The organism is Ruegeria halocynthiae, assembly GCF_000743705.1.
Classification (GTDB): Bacteria; Pseudomonadota; Alphaproteobacteria; order Rhodobacterales; family Rhodobacteraceae; genus Ruegeria; species Ruegeria halocynthiae_B.
In genome coordinates this window covers 1-15,784 of record NZ_JQEZ01000006.1, presented here as the reverse complement: position 1 = coordinate 15,784, position 15,784 = coordinate 1, and the positions used below count along the sequence as shown (strand labels likewise).

General features: G+C 58.6%; 11 protein-coding genes, 1 tRNA gene and 2 rRNA genes. 6 read left to right on the top strand and 8 right to left on the bottom strand.

Annotated features, from left to right (window positions below; genetic code table 11):
• Nucleotides 1-35: 35 nt before the first annotated feature.
• Genes JT51_RS18565 through JT51_RS18555 form a run of 3 tightly spaced genes read right to left on the bottom strand, consistent with a single transcriptional unit; the run spans nucleotide 36 to nucleotide 4,152 of the window.
• A complete protein-coding gene (locus tag JT51_RS18565) occupies nucleotides 36-614 on the bottom strand; it encodes a dimethylsulfonioproprionate lyase family protein (RefSeq protein ID WP_037316441.1) in 579 nt (192 codons plus the stop codon).
• Nucleotides 611-1,693 carry an alcohol dehydrogenase family protein gene (locus tag JT51_RS18560; RefSeq protein ID WP_235216208.1) on the bottom strand — a complete coding sequence of 361 codons (1,083 nt, stop codon included), beginning with the start codon at nucleotides 1,691-1,693 and terminating at the stop codon, nucleotides 611-613. Before JT51_RS18560 ends, JT51_RS18565 begins: the two co-directional genes overlap by 4 nt.
• The gene (locus tag JT51_RS18555) at nucleotides 1,693-4,152 is read right to left on the bottom strand and encodes an FAD-dependent oxidoreductase (RefSeq protein ID WP_037316438.1); all 2,460 of its coding nucleotides are present in this window, start codon (nucleotides 4,150-4,152) and stop codon (nucleotides 1,693-1,695) included. The genes JT51_RS18560 and JT51_RS18555 overlap by 1 nt, the downstream gene beginning before the upstream one ends.
• Before the next feature lie 68 nt (nucleotides 4,153-4,220).
• On the opposite strand from JT51_RS18555, the gene JT51_RS18550 reads away from it, so the two are divergent.
• The 3 genes from JT51_RS18550 (at nucleotide 4,221) to JT51_RS18540 (ending at nucleotide 6,665) form a co-directional block, all read left to right on the top strand.
• A complete protein-coding gene (locus tag JT51_RS18550; protein ID WP_037316434.1) occupies nucleotides 4,221-5,108 on the top strand; it encodes a MurR/RpiR family transcriptional regulator in 888 nt (295 codons plus the stop codon).
• The gene (locus tag JT51_RS18545; protein ID WP_037316431.1) at nucleotides 5,105-6,193 is read left to right on the top strand and encodes an aromatic ring-hydroxylating oxygenase subunit alpha; all 1,089 of its coding nucleotides are present in this window, start codon (nucleotides 5,105-5,107) and stop codon (nucleotides 6,191-6,193) included. The genes JT51_RS18550 and JT51_RS18545 overlap by 4 nt, the downstream gene beginning before the upstream one ends.
• A gap of 88 nt (nucleotides 6,194-6,281) precedes the next feature.
• Nucleotides 6,282-6,665: a carboxymuconolactone decarboxylase family protein gene (locus JT51_RS18540; protein ID WP_037316428.1), complete on the top strand. Its 384-nt coding sequence runs from the start codon at nucleotides 6,282-6,284 to the stop codon at nucleotides 6,663-6,665.
• Nucleotides 6,666-6,679: 14 nt separating this feature from the next.
• Here JT51_RS18540 and JT51_RS18535 read toward each other — a convergent pair whose 3' ends face one another.
• The gene (locus tag JT51_RS18535) at nucleotides 6,680-7,600 is read right to left on the bottom strand and encodes a LysR family transcriptional regulator (RefSeq protein WP_051927643.1); all 921 of its coding nucleotides are present in this window, start codon (nucleotides 7,598-7,600) and stop codon (nucleotides 6,680-6,682) included.
• Between the two features lie 171 nt (nucleotides 7,601-7,771).
• On the opposite strand from JT51_RS18535, the gene JT51_RS18530 reads away from it, so the two are divergent.
• The gene (locus JT51_RS18530; protein WP_037316860.1) at nucleotides 7,772-8,392 is read left to right on the top strand and encodes a glutathione S-transferase family protein; all 621 of its coding nucleotides are present in this window, start codon (nucleotides 7,772-7,774) and stop codon (nucleotides 8,390-8,392) included.
• 79 nt (nucleotides 8,393-8,471) lie between these two features.
• Complete coding sequence (locus JT51_RS18525) at nucleotides 8,472-10,136, top strand: pyridoxamine 5'-phosphate oxidase family protein (RefSeq protein WP_037316425.1); 1,665 nt, start codon at nucleotides 8,472-8,474, stop codon at nucleotides 10,134-10,136.
• Between the two features lie 100 nt (nucleotides 10,137-10,236).
• On the opposite strand, the gene JT51_RS21310 is transcribed toward JT51_RS18525, so the two are convergent.
• Nucleotides 10,237-13,470: a M10 family metallopeptidase C-terminal domain-containing protein gene (locus tag JT51_RS21310; RefSeq protein WP_081894743.1), complete on the bottom strand. Its 3,234-nt coding sequence runs from the start codon at nucleotides 13,468-13,470 to the stop codon at nucleotides 10,237-10,239.
• Nucleotides 13,471-14,104: 634 nt separating this feature from the next.
• Between JT51_RS21310 and JT51_RS18515 the strand changes: the two genes are divergently transcribed.
• Nucleotides 14,105-14,455 (top strand): hypothetical protein, encoded by a 351-nt coding sequence (locus JT51_RS18515; RefSeq protein ID WP_037316422.1) that lies wholly within the window; start codon nucleotides 14,105-14,107, stop codon nucleotides 14,453-14,455.
• Between the two features lie 377 nt (nucleotides 14,456-14,832).
• Here the strand turns inward: JT51_RS18515 and JT51_RS18510 are convergent.
• The 3 genes from JT51_RS18510 to JT51_RS18500 all read right to left on the bottom strand — a co-directional run.
• A tRNA-Met gene (locus JT51_RS18510) sits at nucleotides 14,833-14,909 on the bottom strand.
• Nucleotides 14,910-15,091: 182 nt separating this feature from the next.
• Nucleotides 15,092-15,206 (bottom strand): 5S ribosomal RNA (gene rrf / locus JT51_RS18505).
• Nucleotides 15,207-15,398: 192 nt separating this feature from the next.
• A 23S ribosomal RNA gene (locus JT51_RS18500) occupies nucleotides 15,399-15,784 on the bottom strand; the annotation flags it as partial.

Genomic DNA, 15,784 nt, shown 5'->3' with positions numbered 1-15,784 from the left:
AATCCCGGTCTGAAAGATGCGAATACGGGTGATGTTCATGCAACATCCATCCGGGGCAGATCGCTCAGCCCTTCACCGCGCCACAACACCAGCGTCAGGATCGGTTGGTCCGTAGTCATCATCGCGTGGCTTTGCCAACTGCCGTGCAGGCGCGTCTGGCCCGGACCAATCGGGGCTTCATCACCAACAACCCGAAACAGCGCCCCTCCGGCAAGGGTCAGATACAGCTCTTCGGCCTGATGGCTGTGCCAGTCATAGGTTAAACCCGGCCCCCAATAGGCGATATAGCCGCGCAGCTGGTCCGAGTGGAAATGCCCGGTCGGGCCAAACAGTTCAAAATACCCATAGCAGTTCAGGAAATCCGCTCCGACCTCGGCCTCGGTATAGGTCTGTTGCCAATGCGCCAGATGGGCCGTTGCCCGGATCGCCGATACCAGCGCCTGCGTTGCCGAGGTGCCCTGGGCGGCAAAATCCTGAACCTGATGAAGCGCCGGAATGCGGTTTGGTTGCAGGCCTGTTGCCTTCAGATCCGATGGCCAGGCGCCGAAGCCCGCAAGTTCGGGGTGGGTTTCATGCACCAGCCGCGCGGCGTCCAATACATCCTCAAGCGTCATGGGACGACCACGATGTTTCCGGTGTGCTGCTTGGCGATGAATGCGGCCTGCGCTTCGCGCAATTCCGCCAGCGGGTAGGTCGCGGCAAGGGCGGGTTTGATTTCTCGGGCTTCGATGTATGTCACGAGGTTCTGCATCACCTGCGGGTCAATCACGGTAGACCCAGTGAAGGTCAGATCGCGCAGGTAGAAGGTGCGCAGGTCGAGCTCAACCATCGGTCCGGCAATCGCACCCGAACAGGTATAGCGCCCGCCGCGTTCCAGAATGTCGATCAGATGCGGCCAGTACGGGCCGCCCACCACATCTGCCACGACGGTGATCTTCTCAGACCCAAGGGCCGCGCGCAGATTCTCCGGCGCGCGGGGCAGGATCACATCAGGGCCAAGCTTGGCGACATCGCCATGTTTCGCCTCGGACGCCATCGCGATCACCCGCGCGCCCCGACGTTTGGCCAGTTGCACCAGCGCGCCGCCGACACCGCCGGATGCGCCGGGGACCAATACCGTGTCCTTGTCGGTCACATTGGCGCGGGTCAGCATGCCTTCGGCGGTGGAATAGGAACAGGAGAATGTCGCCAGTTCCGCATCCGACAGGTCCGAATTGATCGCGACAGCATTTACCGCCAGCGTCGTAGCGTATTCCGCAAACCCGCCGTCCCTTTCCGAGCCATAGTAGCCTGTTTTGCCTTTGTTTTGCGGATCAATCGGATCGCGCAACCAGCCATCCGTGATCACGCGCTGCCCGATGCGGGCGCTATCGACACCCTCGCCAACGGCGACGATATGGCCGCAGATATCCGCGCCCTGAATGCGCGGGAAGGTGATCGGCGCGCCGCCCCAGGTGGGGTCCTCTTCACCCACCTCGTCGAATGCGCCGCCGGTTGTGGCGTCGGTGACCGTCTTGGAATACCAGCCCGAGCGGGTGTTGACGTCCGTGTTGTTCAACCCGCAGGCCGCCACGCGGATCAGCACCTCTCCGGTTGCGGGCGTTGGGCGGGGCCAGTTTTTATGCAGGACCATCTGTTCGAGGCCGCCGTGGCCCATCGTCACCATGGCTTTCATTGTGTCTGGCAGGCTCATTACGCGGTCTCCATTGCGGCGTCGGTTCGGGGCAGCAGGCTTTCGGGGTCGTAAGCAGGCGCGCCCAGCACACGCGCCGCGCGGGGTGTGCCGTGGATCACGACCTTCAGCGCTGTCCCCGGTTCGGCGGCTTCGGGTTTGACATAAGCAAAAGCCAGAATTTTGCCGACCGTGTGGCCATAGACCACCGAGGCCGTCGACCCGACCACACGCCCATCCAGCAGGACAGCCTCGCCACCATGGCCGTCGATCTCACCATCCGGTTCGATCTCAAGATAGGCGCAGACCCAGGGCAGATCGGTGTTCAGGGACTTGTCCTTGCCCAGATAGTCCTTGTCGGTGCGGGCGAAACGCAGCACGTCGGCCTCGGCCAGCGTGACCTCGTTGGTCAGCTCACCCGCTCCTTTAAAGCCCTTCTCCATCCGCATCACGTTCATGGCAAAGCTGCCATAGTCGGCGATGCCATACGGCTCACCCGCCGCCCAAAGTTCGGTGTAGACGTCGCGGCAGGCGGCATTGGGCATGTGCAGCTCCCACCCCAGCTCTCCGGCATAGGACATGCGGAAGGCCCAGACGGTGTGACCCGCGACGGTGATTTCCTGCGCGGACAGCCAGCGGAATTCGGCATTGGTCAGGTCGGCATCGGTGCAGCGGGCCAGCACGTCCCGCGACCGGGGGCCATTCAGCGACAGGGCCGACCAGTCGGCGGAGCGGCTGACGATGTCGACAGAATTTTCGTCGAAAATTCTAGACCCGCGCAAATGATCCAACAGGCGTTGTTCAAAAAAGGCGGCGCAGACCAGATAGAAGCGATCCTCGGCCATGCGGACAATCGTCGTCTCCAACTCGATCCGCCCACGGCGGTTCAGCATATGGGTCAGCGTGATCGATCCGGTCTTTTGCGGCATCCGGTTGGCGGTCAGACGGTCCAAAAGGGCGTAAGCGCCCGGGCCTGAGACCTCGACCTTGGTAAAGGCGGTGACATCCATGATGCCGACGCGTTCGCGTACGGCTTTGACCTCAGCCGCAACCATGTCATCGACAGGCGTGCGACGAAAAGAGTAGTGATCGCGCTGGTCAACCCCGTCCCGCGCGAACCAGCGAGGGCGCTCAAACCCATAGACCTCCTCATGCACCGCGCCCTTGGCGTTCAGCAGATCATAGAGCGGCGATGGCTTGATCGGACGCCCCGCCAGCCGGTTGAAATGCGGAAAAGGGATCTCATGGCGCAGGCAATAGTCTTCCTCTGCCTTGATCACCTGCCAATCCTTTGTGGCATAGCTGCCAAACCGGCGCGGGTCGTATTCGCGCATTGAGATATCGGCGGCCCCGTGCACCATCCAGCGCGCCAACTCGCGCGTCAGGCCCGGCCCCCAGCCGATGCCGATCTGGGTGCCGCAGCAGCACCAGTAGTTCCGAACACCCGGCGCTGGCCCGATCAGAGGGTTCCCGTCCGGTGGATGCGAAATCGCCCCATGCACGTCGCGCTGAATGCCCAGTTCGGCAAAAATCGGCATGCGGTTCAGGCTTTCCTCAAGCCACGGCATCACCCGGTCGTAATCCGCGTCGAACAACCAGTTCTCGTATTCCCATGGGCAATGATCATGCCAGACCGAGTTCGGGTTTTCTTTTTCGTAAATCCCGATCAGCCCGCGCTGTTGCTCCATCCGGATATAGCCCGAGACCTTGCGGTCATCGCGGATCACCGGCAGTTCCTTGTCCAGGTTCTGGAATTCGGGCACCGGCTCGGTCACGAAGTAATGGTGCGTCATCGAGGTCATGGGCAGTTGCAGCCCCGACCATTCGCCCATTTGCCGCGCATAAGTACCGCCCGCATTCACCACATGCTCGCAGGTGATGGTGTCCATTTCGGTTTCGACCACCCACTCGCCGTTTTCGGCCTGCGTGATGTTGGTGGCGCGGCAGTTGCGGAAGATGCGCACGCCCTTCTGACGCGCGCCTGCCGCCATCGCCATGGTCACATTGGTCGGGTCAACATGGCCATCATCCGGCGTGTGTAGCGCGCCCAGAACACCATCGAGATTGTAAAATGGGTGCAGTTCAGCCACTTTATCGGGGCCAACAAGCTCGATGTTGAAGCCCAGCGACCGGCCCACCGACAAAGTGTGGCGCAGCCAATCCATCTCATCCTCGGTGTACGCCAGCCGGAACGACCCACAGCCGTGCCATGTCACCGGCTGGCCGGTTTCTGCCTCCAGCGCGCCGGAATAGAGACCAATGTTGTAATCCACGCATTTGCCCAGCCCGAAGCTGGACGTCGAATGCGTGATCTGGCCCGCCGCGTGCCAGGTGCTGCCGCTGGTCAGCTCGGCCTTTTCCAGCAGGACCGTATCGTCGCCCCACCCTTCATGCGCCAGATGATAGGCCAGACCGACCCCCATGACGCCGCCTCCGACGATGACCACACGGGCGTGTGACGGCAGTTGGTTCCCGGACATGATTTTTCCTCTTCCCGAGTCGCTTTTCTGCTCGACAGGCTAATTCCACATTTGTACCATCGTCAATCATGAATGACACAAATGTATCATCAATCGTTCTCGGCCGCCTGTCCGAAGAATGGGACGCCCTGACGCCCGAGGCGCAGAAGGCCGCGCGTTACGTGCTGGAAAACCCAACAGACGTTGGCGTTTCAACCGTGCGTGAGATTGCCGAGGCCGCCAATGTCAAACCCAACACCTTTGTCAGAATGGCCCGGCAGGTGGGTTTTGAGGGGTATGAGGATTTCCGCGCCCCGTTCCGCGACGCGATTCGGCAAGGCACTGTTTCGTTCCCCGATCGCGCCCGCTGGTTGCAGACCATTGGCAAATCGGGCGAGTTGGGCGGGCTTTATGCCGACATGATCGGCGCCGCGATCCGCAATATCGAAGACACCTTTGCCGGGATTGATGCGAACCACCTGAAGGCTGCTGCCGAAGATATCTGGAACTGCCGCCAGATTTTCACACTGGGTGTGGGCGTCAACAACTCGAACGCGCGCAACTTTACCTATCTGGCCTCGACGGGGATGAAGCAGTTCCATGCCATCCCCCGCCCCGGCTCGACCCCGGTGGACGATCTGGCCTGGGCCGATGAGCAGGACGTGCTGATCGCGATCACCTGCCACCCCTACCGGACTGAGGTGATTGAGGCGATCAAGCTGGCGCGTCAACAGGGGCTGACCGTGATCGGCATTTCCGACAGCCCCGCCAGCCCTGTGATCCTGAACGCGCAGCACGGCTTTGTCGTTGCGGCCGACACGCCGCAATTCTTTCCGTCCTCCGTCTCGACCATCGCGCTGCTGGAAACACTGCTGTCCTTCGTGGTCGCCGTCTCCAGCGACGAAATCGTCGAGCGGGTCGAACGGTTTCATCGTCGCCGCCACCAGCTTGGTCTTTACGCGGAGGAGCCTGTATGAACGCACCCCTGACCCACTCACTGGACGCGCGGTACTATACCGATCCCGCGATATTCGCGCAGGAAATGCAGGGGCTTCTGGCACGGACATGGCAATTTGCCGGTCATGTCGCGCAGGTGCGGGAAACAGGTGATTACTTCGCCTTTGAGATCGCGGGGCAAAACCTGTTCTGTATCCGAGGCCGCGACGGCGAAATTCGCACCTTTTACAACGTCTGCCAGCACCGCGCGCATGAGATGGTCAGTGGCGCAGGCAACACCCGTGTCGTTGTTTGCCCCTATCACGCCTGGACCTATGAATTGTCGGGTCAGTTGCGCGCCGGGCCAAACATCAAATCTGTTCCCGGTTTTGACCGCAGCGCGATCTGCCTGACATCCGTGCGCACCGAGGTGTTCAACGGTTTCATCTTCGTCAATCTCGACGACAACGCCGCGCCCATGGACGACTGGTTCCCCGGCGTGCGCGAAGAAATCCGCGCCTTTGTCCCGCATATCGACGATCTGGAACCGCTGGAATGGGTCGAGATTCCGGAAAACTGCAACTGGAAGGTCAGTATCGAGAATTACTCGGAATGCTATCATTGCCCTCTCAACCATCAGACCTTTGCCGAAGGTGTCGTCAAGCCCGAGACCTATGACATTCAACCCGACGCAGGCGGCGGATACGTGTTGCGCCATACGACCGAATGCCAAAGCCTCGACAAGATGACCTATCCCGTTGATCTGTCGGTGCCGCACGCGGGCGATTACCAGTCGTGGTTTCTGTGGCCGATGTTCTCGTTCCAATGCTACCCGGGCAATGTGCTGAACACCTATCACTGGCGCGCGGTTGATGCCGATCACTGCACCGTCTGGCGTGGCTGGTACACCGAAGGCGGGTCGGAAAGCGCGGTGATCCGGCAACTGGCCGTGCAGGACCGCGAAACCACGGTCGAGGAGGATATCCGCCTGGTCGAAAGCGTCCATCGCGGCCTGAAATCCCGCGGCTACCGCCCCGGGCCGCTGGTGCTGGACCCCGGTTGCGGCGTCATGTCGGAACATTCGATTGCCCGGCTGCAACAATGGATGCGTGAGGGGGTCGAGTGATACCCGCCAGCCGCACATGGACATTTGGCAGATACTCATTACCCACAGTCAGATATCATAAAACGCGCTGAACAACCGGAGGCCTCACATGGCGGATATTTTCGACGAAGACCTTTTCCTGAAAGGGCTTGAGCAACGCAAAAGCACCCTTGGCGCCGAATACGTCGAGAAAAACCTTGAGGCCGCGGACGATTTCACCCGCCCCTTTCAGGAAGCCATGACCGCCTGGTGCTGGGGGTTTGGCTGGGGCGACGATGTGATTGACGAAAAAACGCGGTCCATGATGAACCTGTCGATGATCGGTGCGCTGGGGAAGATGCATGAATGGGAAATCCACTGCCGGGGCGCGATCAACAACGGTGTGACCGCCGAAGAAATCCGCGCCATCATTCATGTAATCGGAATCTATTGCGGTGTGCCTCAGGCGCTTGAATGCTTTCGGGTGGCCCGCCGGGTTCTTGATGCCGCCTGACATCACGGCGCGCATCACGATCTGCGGGTCTGCGGCCCTGTCGGACTGGAACCCGAGGTGAAATGTTTCGCCAGATGATCAATCAACGCACGTACCCGCGCGGTCAGATGGCGATTGGGCGGGTACAGCGCATAAAGGCCGAATTTCTCTGTATCATAATCCGGAAAAAGCTGTTCAAGGCTGCCATTTTCCAAACTGTGGGCGACGGCGTAATACGGGCAGCGCCCAATGCCCACACCCGCGATCGCCATGTTCGCAATTGCTGCCGGAGCGTTGGCATGGAAGGCCCCAGACACTTTGACCACAAATTCCCGCGCCCCGGACAGGAACCTCCAGGCGGTTGCGTCGGCAGGGTTTTCGTCGATCAGGCAATTGTGCGTGGCAAGCGCCGCCGGGTCACGGGGGCGTCCGTGCGCGGCCAGATAATCAGGTGACGCGCAGACGATAAGCGGCATATCCGCCAGTTTGCGCGCAATCAGCGTCGAATCCCTGAGCACACCAATTCTGATCGCCATATCAATCCCATCTTCCACCAGGGCAACTCTGGCATCCGAAAGCTTGAGGTCGATATCCACGTTCTGATGCGCCTGCAGGAACGGCGCCAGCGCCCGGGCCAGGTTGTTGCTGCCGAACCCGGTCGGAGCAGTGATCCGGATCAACCCGGCCAGCGCCGATTGTCTTTCCTGAACCAGATCCTCAAGCTCGTCGAGCTGCTCGACAATCGGACGACAACGCTCAAGGTATGCAAGGCCGACATCCGTCAATGCAACACTGCGCGTGGTTCGGTTGAAAAGCTGGGTTGCTAGTTTGCTTTCTAACTGGGCGACATATTTGCTGACCAACCGGGTAGATAGGCCAAGGCGTTTTCCCGCCGCAGTGAACGACCCCTCCTGCGCGACGGCCAGAAAGGCGCGCATCGTATCAATCGTGTCCAAGGTCGGGCTCCTTTTGTTGGGCCGGGGTGCATTTCATTATAACCATTATGTTCACAGTTACTGAATGATTTGTGGGATTATAAATGATCTGTGCATTTGGCATGTTTGGGCCAGACACCACCGGTGGCCCGCATCGGTGTGCTTTCCGAAACCCACAAAAGGGAACCAGCCATGCCAAATTCCGTCCGTATTCATCGCTATGCACTGTCCGGCCACTGCCATCGGGTTGAGCTGTTTGCCAAGCTGAGCGGCATCGACCATGAACTGGTGGATGTCGATCTGATGGTGGGAGAACACAAGAAACCGCCCTTTCTGTCGTTGAACCCGACCGGGCAAGTGCCGGTCATTCAGGACGGCGACACCACCATCGCGGATTCAAACGCCATTCTGGTCTATCTCGCCCGCAAATACGCGCCCGATTGGCTGCCGACCGACCCGGTCCACGAAGCCGAGGTTCAAAAGTTCCTGTCGCTGGCTGCCGGCGACATCGCCCATGGCCCGGCTGCGGCGCGCCTTGTGACGGTCTTTGGGGCGCAATTGGACGCCGACCGCGCCAAATCCATCGCCAAAATCGCCTTTGATCGGCTTGAGGCGCACCTTGACGGGCGCGATTGGCTGGTTGGCACCGCCCCCACCATCGCCGATGTTGCGATATACAGCTACACAGCCCATGCGCCCGAGGGGAATGTCTCGCTTGAGGGTTATCCCAACATCCGCGCCCTGCTTGGCCGGATCGAAGCCCTGCCGGGGTTTGAAGCAATGCCAAGCACCAAGGTTGGTCTGGCCGCCTGATTGCACACCGCACCCGGCCCCATGGCCGGGCACAGATCTACAGCCCCGCAACCGGCCGCCCACGCGCAGGAGAAACCGCATGTCTCAGAAAAATCCACAGGATAACGATGCCTCGCCGTTTCATCGGGGCGAACACATCGCCCAAGCGCGCATGGGCGTCCGCGATATCGAGGACTGGGCCCGCAAGGTTGTGCGCGATCATCTGCCCGAACAGCACAGTGATTTTCACACTTCGCTGCCGTTTCTGGTGATCGCGGCCCGCGATGATGCGGGGCGGCCCTGGGTAACCTTGCTGGATGGGCCCGATGGGTTTGTGACTGCGCCGAACACTAGAACGCTGTCCATCGCTGCGCTGCCGGGGCCGGGCGATGCCCTGCACAATGCCATAACCCCGGACAGCGATATCGGCATTCTTGGCATCCAACTGGCAACCCGAAGACGCAACCGGGCCAACGGCCGCGCGGGAAAAGTCTCGGCCTCGGGCTTCGACTTTCACGTCGATCAGACCTTTGGCAACTGCCCCCAATACATACATGAACGCGAGGTCTACCGGGCAGAGAGCACTGCCCCCGGCCCGACGACCCGCAGCCGGGGTCTGGCGGCGCATCAAACCAGCTGGATTTCATCCGCCGACACCTTCTTTATCGCAAGCGGTTTCCGCGACGAGGGCGAAAGCCCGACATACGGATTGGACGCATCCCACCGCGGAGGCGAACGAGGTTTCGTGCAGGTACTGGACGACAGGCGCGTGCGTTTTCCCGACTACGCTGGCAACAACCATTTCAATACGGTCGGCAATCTGCTGCTTGACCCAAGGGCCGGATACCTTTTTGTCGACTTCGAAACTGGCAGCGTTCTTCAGTTGACCGGCACCGCATCAATCGACTGGGACAGCGACGAAGTGGCGAATTTCCCGGGCGCGCGGCATCTGGTGACATTGGAAATCGACGAGGTCATCGAAACGCGCTCGGCCGTGGGTCTCAGGTGGAGCTCTGATGCCAAATCGGTTCGATCGCTTCGGTTGGTCGAAAAGGCACCCGAAAGCGCCGATGTCACATCCTTTGTGTTTGAAGCGCGCGATGGCGGTCCTCTGCCCCGGTTTGAACCGGGCCAGCATTTGCCGATTGAACTGGAAATCCCGGGGGCCAGCACGCCCGTTCGCCGCACCTATTCCTTGTCCAACGGGCCAAATGACCAACGCTATCGAATCTCGGTCAAGCGTGAACCGCAAGGCACCGCATCGCAGTTTCTGCAGGATCATCTGGAACCGGGGGCGATCCTGAACAGCCGTCGACCGTCGGGGGATTTTGTGTTGACCCGCGACACCCGCCCTTTGGTGCTGATCAGTGCCGGTATCGGCGTCACACCACTGCTGAGCATGTTAAATGCGGTTGTGGACACGGCTGACACGCGCCCGGTCCTGTTCATCCACAGCGCCCGGAACGGTCAGCACCATCCCATGGCGCAAGAAGTTCGCGCACTGGCGGCCAGACGGTCAGACGTAACCGTTCACGTGGCTTACAGCCAGCCCACCGCGCAGGAAAAGCTGGGGCGCGACTACGACTCGTCAGGCCGCGTTAACGGACCGCTGCTGTCGCGGCTGAAGCACTCGGTTGATGCGCAGTACTTTTTGTGCGGGCCGATTGGTTTCATGGCCCAGGTACAGGCCGATCTAGAAAGTCAGGGCATTTCGCCCGAGCATATCCACACCGAAAATTTCGGCCCGTCCGCAAGCCAACAGTAACAGGGGATTGAGGCAATCAGTTCGCCCCGGCCTGTGTCGCCCAACCGCGCTGTGGCGGATGGGCGATTGCATGACTGTAAATCCTGACGCAATAGCCGCGTCAGAGCAGGAAGCTGTCTTCCTCCAGCACGTTTGCAATTGTCACGCGGGTCTCTTCCTCTGCCGCGTTGCCCGCAGTTCCGCTCAACGCACGATCGACCTGAATGGCAAAGGCAGGAATACCAGCAACCGAGATCTGGCCCAAACCAAACAGGTCAGACGCGTCAGGGTCATTTTCGGCGGTCATATTGGGAACAAACTCCAGAACGTCTGCCGTTTCTTCCCATCCGACGTCAACCAGACCGTCCCCGTCTGATGACGCCACTTTCGCGGTGGGCGGAAGCTGGCTTAGTTTCTCAAGCCCATGCCCAACGGTGCCACTGCCATCGATATCCGCGCCATAGAAGCTCTCGACATCTGCGACATCGTTGACGCCATTGTGGCTGACCAACTCACCCGCGGCATTGGTGACCCATTCGGCATAAACACCGCTGGTGTTTTGCCACAGCACCTTGAAACCATCGCCTAATGCCTCGACCTGAATGGCCTGCCATCCGGGCTGGCTGTCAGGTCCGATTGGCGCACCGCCCCGGGTCAGGGTGATGCTGCCGTTGATCAGATAGGCACCCTGACTGGACGACGACAGGGACGTGGCACCAGCGGATTCAATATCGGTCGTGAAATGCCCGGTATGGGTGTCGTTATTGAGGTCCGCGCCATAAAAGCTCTCAACATCGATAATGTTGCCGACGCCATTGTGGCTGACCAACTCGCCCGCGGCATTGGTGACCCATTCGGCAAAATCGCCGTTGGTATGTTGCCACAGCACCCTGAAGCCATCGCCAGACGCCTCGACCTGAATGGCCCGCCATCCCGACTGGCTGTCAAGCCCGACTGGCGCCCCGTCCCGGGTCAGGGTGATGCTGTCGTTGATCACATAAGTCCCTGCATCCGACGACTTGAGCGTCGTGGACCCGTTAGATTCAATGCTGACCGGGGTAAATCCGACTTGTTCGTCACCGCTCAGATCAGCGCCATAGAAGGTCTCCACACTGACAATGTTRCCGACGCCATTGTGGCTGACCAACTCGCCCGCGGCATTGGTGACCCATTCGGCATAAACACCRCTGGTGTKYTGCCACAGCACCTTGAAACCATCGCCTAATGCCTCGACCTGAATGGCCTGCCATCCGGGCTGGCTGTCAGGTCCGATTGGCGCACCGCCCCGGGTCAGGGTGATGCTGCCGTTGATCAGATAGGCACCCTGACTGGACGACGACAGGGACGTGGCACCAGCGGATTCAATATCGGTCGTGAAATGCCCGGTATGGGTGTCGTTATTGAGGTCCGCGCCATAAAAGCTCTCAACATCGATAATGTTGCCGACGCCATTGTGGCTGACCAACTCGCCCGCGGCATTGGTGACCCATTCGGCAAAATCGCCGTTGGTATGTTGCCACAGCACCCTGAAGCCATCGCCAGACGCCTCGACCTGAATGGCCCGCCATCCCGACTGGCTGTCAAGCCCGACTGGCGCCCCATCCCGGGTCAGGGTGATGCTGTCGTTGATCCGGTAAATCCCCTCGTCCGTGTACGAAAGCGACGTGGTTTTGTTGGCTTCAACGCTGGCCGGGGTATATCCGATTTGGTTGTCGCCATTCAGGTCAGCGCCATAGAATTTTTCAAGGCTGGCAACGTTACCGACGCCATTGTGGCTGACGAATTGACCCGCGGCATTGATGACCCATTCAGCATAATCGCCGTTGGTATGTTGCCACAGCACCTTGAAACCACTGCCGAAGTCTTCGACCTGAAGGGCCTGCCACCCAGGCTGGCTGTCGCGCCCGATGACTTGGCCACCCCTGGTCAAGGCAATGTCTGAGTTGCCTGCGTTCAGCAAGTATATTCCCTGGTTCGCATGCTTCAGTGTCACGCCTGTCGTTTCAATATCCGACAACTGCATGGCGGATACGATGTTCGACCAAGTGTATTGCTGCGCACCGTTCAGGAACTGAATGAACTCAACATCGTTAAAGACCGTAAAGGTGACATGTGTGACAACATTCAGGAATTGGTACGTGCTGCCGTTGCCAAAGAACAAGTAATTGCTGATCGCACTGGCGAACCTGACGGTGTCCACGCCTGTTCCACCGGCAAAGGAACCATTATTGTCGACCACATGGGCCAGATCGTTGCCTTGCTCACCAAAAACCTGATCAGCGCCGGACCCGTGAGCCAGATAGATGACATCGTTACCGTGGCCGCCATAAATCGTATTGTCGTTGCGTCCGTTAGAACCCGAATGGATTGTGTCATGGCCGCCGTTGCCGCGCAAAACGTTCTGGGCGGTGCTCCCGTGGAGCAGATCATTGCCGGATCCCCCCGTCGCGTTTTCAATGACAACGCCATGCGCAATGGTAAACCCGCCTTTGACTCCGACCACATGTGATATGACGCCGCCACCAGTACCAGCGAAATCCAACGTTGCGGCCCGCAGGTCGATCCGGACGTCCCCGCCGCCATCATATCTGATCGTGTCGTTACCACCCGTATCCCAAAGAGCCTGATACCCGGTGCCCGCAGCATTTGCAGGAGGAAGATAGTAAGTGGAGTTGCCTGAATTGGCTGTGGTGTTCGCGCCATACATTGCCTGCAGCGCCGCGACATCCAAGGCACCCAACCCGGTGTTACCGCCGTGGTTCGTCTGGACTGGCAGATTTCCGATTACTGCATCCCAGCCGTCATTGTACGACATGACGGTATAGACACCCTGGTTCAGGCTTCCAACACCATACGAGTCGAAAGGCGCGGTAACGCCGGGCAAAACGGTTGAACCCAGATGATCGTCATGTGGATGGGCCAACCCCAGCGCATGACCCACCTCATGAAGCAATGTCGTAAAGAAATACCCACCCGGGTCACCGTTTACGCCGGGTTTCCAAAATTCGGTATTGAAGATGCCGAGCGATGGATCGTTTTTAGGGGTTTGATGGCTACCCAGAGTATTCGGATTCTCATAAAATGTTCCCGGTACAATAAATTCCACCAGATCAGTTGACGCAGTGAACCCGGTTTCGACGAACCTGATGTTTGCGACCGCCTCAAACATGTCCAGGGCTTTACGAAAATCTGCTTTGAACTCTGGGGTCCAGCTTAGTGAGTCGGAGGCCTGGCCGAAATGGTAAGTGATCGTGGTGACAGTCGCGGGGTTTCCGTCACCGTATGCACGCGTCCCTTGAATTGCACTAAGCGGGGAAGATACGTGGGGTCTTGGGATTGAAGTCGTCGTAGCCATCTTACAGCCTCAAATACTAGCTTTTTATTGCGCGAATAATTCTCGAAGAGTTTGTTTTTTTTGGGGCAAGCTCTTCTTCTTCAACGGTGGGGTTTGCAAGTATTCATGCTCATAATCAGATACTTCTAACTCCAGCCACTCGGATTGATACCTCAACTCGTTAACATGTGTGACAGTAGCTAATCATCCCCTGATTGCAAATCCAACAGCGCCCCAAGGAAGCTGTTGCGAAAGTGTCGCGATGACTGCCGCCCTACTCTCAAAGGTGTTTCCGCAGCTGCCGCCCGAAGCTCTCAATATGTTGAATATTCCACGCGAAGCGTGATCCCTTTTCTCGTGGCACCGTCTGACCACCAACGCCAACACACATGGGATAGGTCGGATCAAAAACTCCCGACCGCACACCGTTCTTATTAGCTGACGGCGCTGACAGTGCGGACGGTGGAGGCGCGTTGGTTTTCTTCTAGGGAGAGATTCGGATTCGGTGAGCGCCTATTTCGGTGTGCTCATGCAGCTTAATTTTGCTGTGCGGCGTAGCACCGTTGTAGCGTAAGCGTTGCATCTGACCCCCTAAATAGCCCCTGATCAGCCATTTTCTTCCATGGCATACTGCCAAGAAAGAGAGGCAGCAGCCATGGGGCAATTCCCACAATCATTCGAAGTCTACGGCTTCACCATCGAAGTTCATGCAGGTGGACGCCGTGTCTGGCCGCCCAGCTTCAAGCGGTTTGTCAAAATCAAACTTGATCTGGGTGAACTGACTGTCGGTGACATCATGGAGGACTGCAACGTTTCGCAATCCCTCGTCTATAAATGGAGGTCAGACGTGAAATCGTCACGGGTCAGAAGCGTCGCGCGGAGCGAAGAACGGATCTTTTCGGAAGTTCTGATTAACGAAGAAACACAGCCAAACCGCGATCTGGAAACTGACAATCGCATTCTTCTGACGCACCGGGAATCCAGCAAAACAAGATGGGCTGGCTAACAATCTGGAACGCAGCACTTGAAGCCAAAGGCAAACCGCCCCTTGATCTGACCGACCGGACCTCAAGTCAGGTCTGGCGCTTGGAGATGCGGCTTGGCTCCAAGCAGTTGCGTAACAGGATTTGGCCCGAAGTTCTACAAGTCGGGTCGTTCTGTGCACTATCGCCGCCGTGAGCTTTTGGAATGGGCCGAGGCACGCCGCTACGGCAACACCAGCAGTTACACCACCAAAGAGCTTATTGGGATTTGCGCCGCGCCCGCTGGCCCACACTCTATTTCGCATCCTGTTGCTTCCACAGTGCTTCCACTAATCACGGAGCCCTAAACGCAAGAAGCGCCCCTTGGGGCGTTAGTGCGTTGTATTAGTGTGGTTAAGTTTGGTTGCGGGAGTAGGATTTGAACCTACGACCTTCAGGTTATGAGCCTGACGAGCTACCGGGCTGCTCCATCCCGCGACACTTTTGAGACCTATCGCTTGCGCTACTTGAGGTCTTTGGTTGGTCTACCGCCTATTCGGCTATTTGAGACCGTTTGCTGGCCTATTGCTTACGCGACTTGAGGCCATGTTGGCCTGATGCATATTTGCTTGAGGCCGGGTCGTTTATTTGATCGTCATGAGAGAGGGGGATTTTTCTAGGTTTGGCGGTGACCTACTCTCCCGGGGCTTAAGCCCAAGTACCATTGGCGCGGCAGCACTTAACTTCCGGGTTCGGGATGGGACCGGGTGTTTTGCTTGCGCTATGACCACCAAACCGAGGAAAATCCCCACGTCGCGACTTGCGTAGCAAGCGCGACGGGCAGGAGGCAGCGTATTCGCGAAGCGGATGCGCGTTCCTGCACGGTTGTGCATCAATCAACACCGTCGCTGTTTGCGTAGCAAAAGCGACGAAGTTATCCATGTTTAATGAAGTGTATGCTTTTGATTTGTCTTTCCATTACTGGATCAAATCAAGCCTATCGGGCGATTAGTACCGGTCAACTGAACGCATTACTGCGCTTACATCTCCGGCCTATTGACGTGGTGGTCTTCCACGGCCCTCAGGGAGACCTTGTTTTGAGGGGGGCTTCCCGCTTAGATGCCTTCAGCGGTTATCCTGTCCGATCATAGCTACCCTGCACTGCTGCTGGCGCAACAACAGGTCCACCAGTGGATCGTTCACCCCGGTCCTCTCGTACTAGGGGCAACTCCTCTCAAGTCTCCTACACCCACGGCAGATAGGGACCGAACTGTCTCACGACGTTCTAAACCCAGCTCACGTACCTCTTTAAACGGCGAACAGCCGTACCCTTGGGCACTGCTCCAGCCCCCGGATCAGATGAGCCCACATCG

What these genes read in the sequence shown, in the direction of transcription:
- JT51_RS18545 (WP_037316431.1), top strand. Translation starts at nt 5,105, where the DNA reads ATGAACGCACCCCTGACCCACTCACTGGACGCGCGGTACTATACCGAT.
- JT51_RS18550 (WP_037316434.1), top strand. Translation starts at nt 4,221, where the DNA reads ATGAATGACACAAATGTATCATCAATCGTTCTCGGCCGCCTGTCCGAA.
- JT51_RS18555 (WP_037316438.1), bottom strand. Translation starts at nt 4,152, where the DNA reads ATGTCCGGGAACCAACTGCCGTCACACGCCCGTGTGGTCATCGTCGGA.
- JT51_RS18540 (WP_037316428.1), top strand. Translation starts at nt 6,282, where the DNA reads ATGGCGGATATTTTCGACGAAGACCTTTTCCTGAAAGGGCTTGAGCAA.
- JT51_RS18560 (WP_235216208.1), bottom strand. Translation starts at nt 1,693, where the DNA reads ATGAGCCTGCCAGACACAATGAAAGCCATGGTGACGATGGGCCACGGC.
- JT51_RS18530 (WP_037316860.1), top strand. Translation starts at nt 7,772, where the DNA reads ATGCCAAATTCCGTCCGTATTCATCGCTATGCACTGTCCGGCCACTGC.
- JT51_RS18515 (WP_037316422.1), top strand. Translation starts at nt 14,105, where the DNA reads ATGGGGCAATTCCCACAATCATTCGAAGTCTACGGCTTCACCATCGAA.
- JT51_RS18525 (WP_037316425.1), top strand. Translation starts at nt 8,472, where the DNA reads ATGTCTCAGAAAAATCCACAGGATAACGATGCCTCGCCGTTTCATCGG.
- JT51_RS18565 (WP_037316441.1), bottom strand. Translation starts at nt 614, where the DNA reads ATGACGCTTGAGGATGTATTGGACGCCGCGCGGCTGGTGCATGAAACC.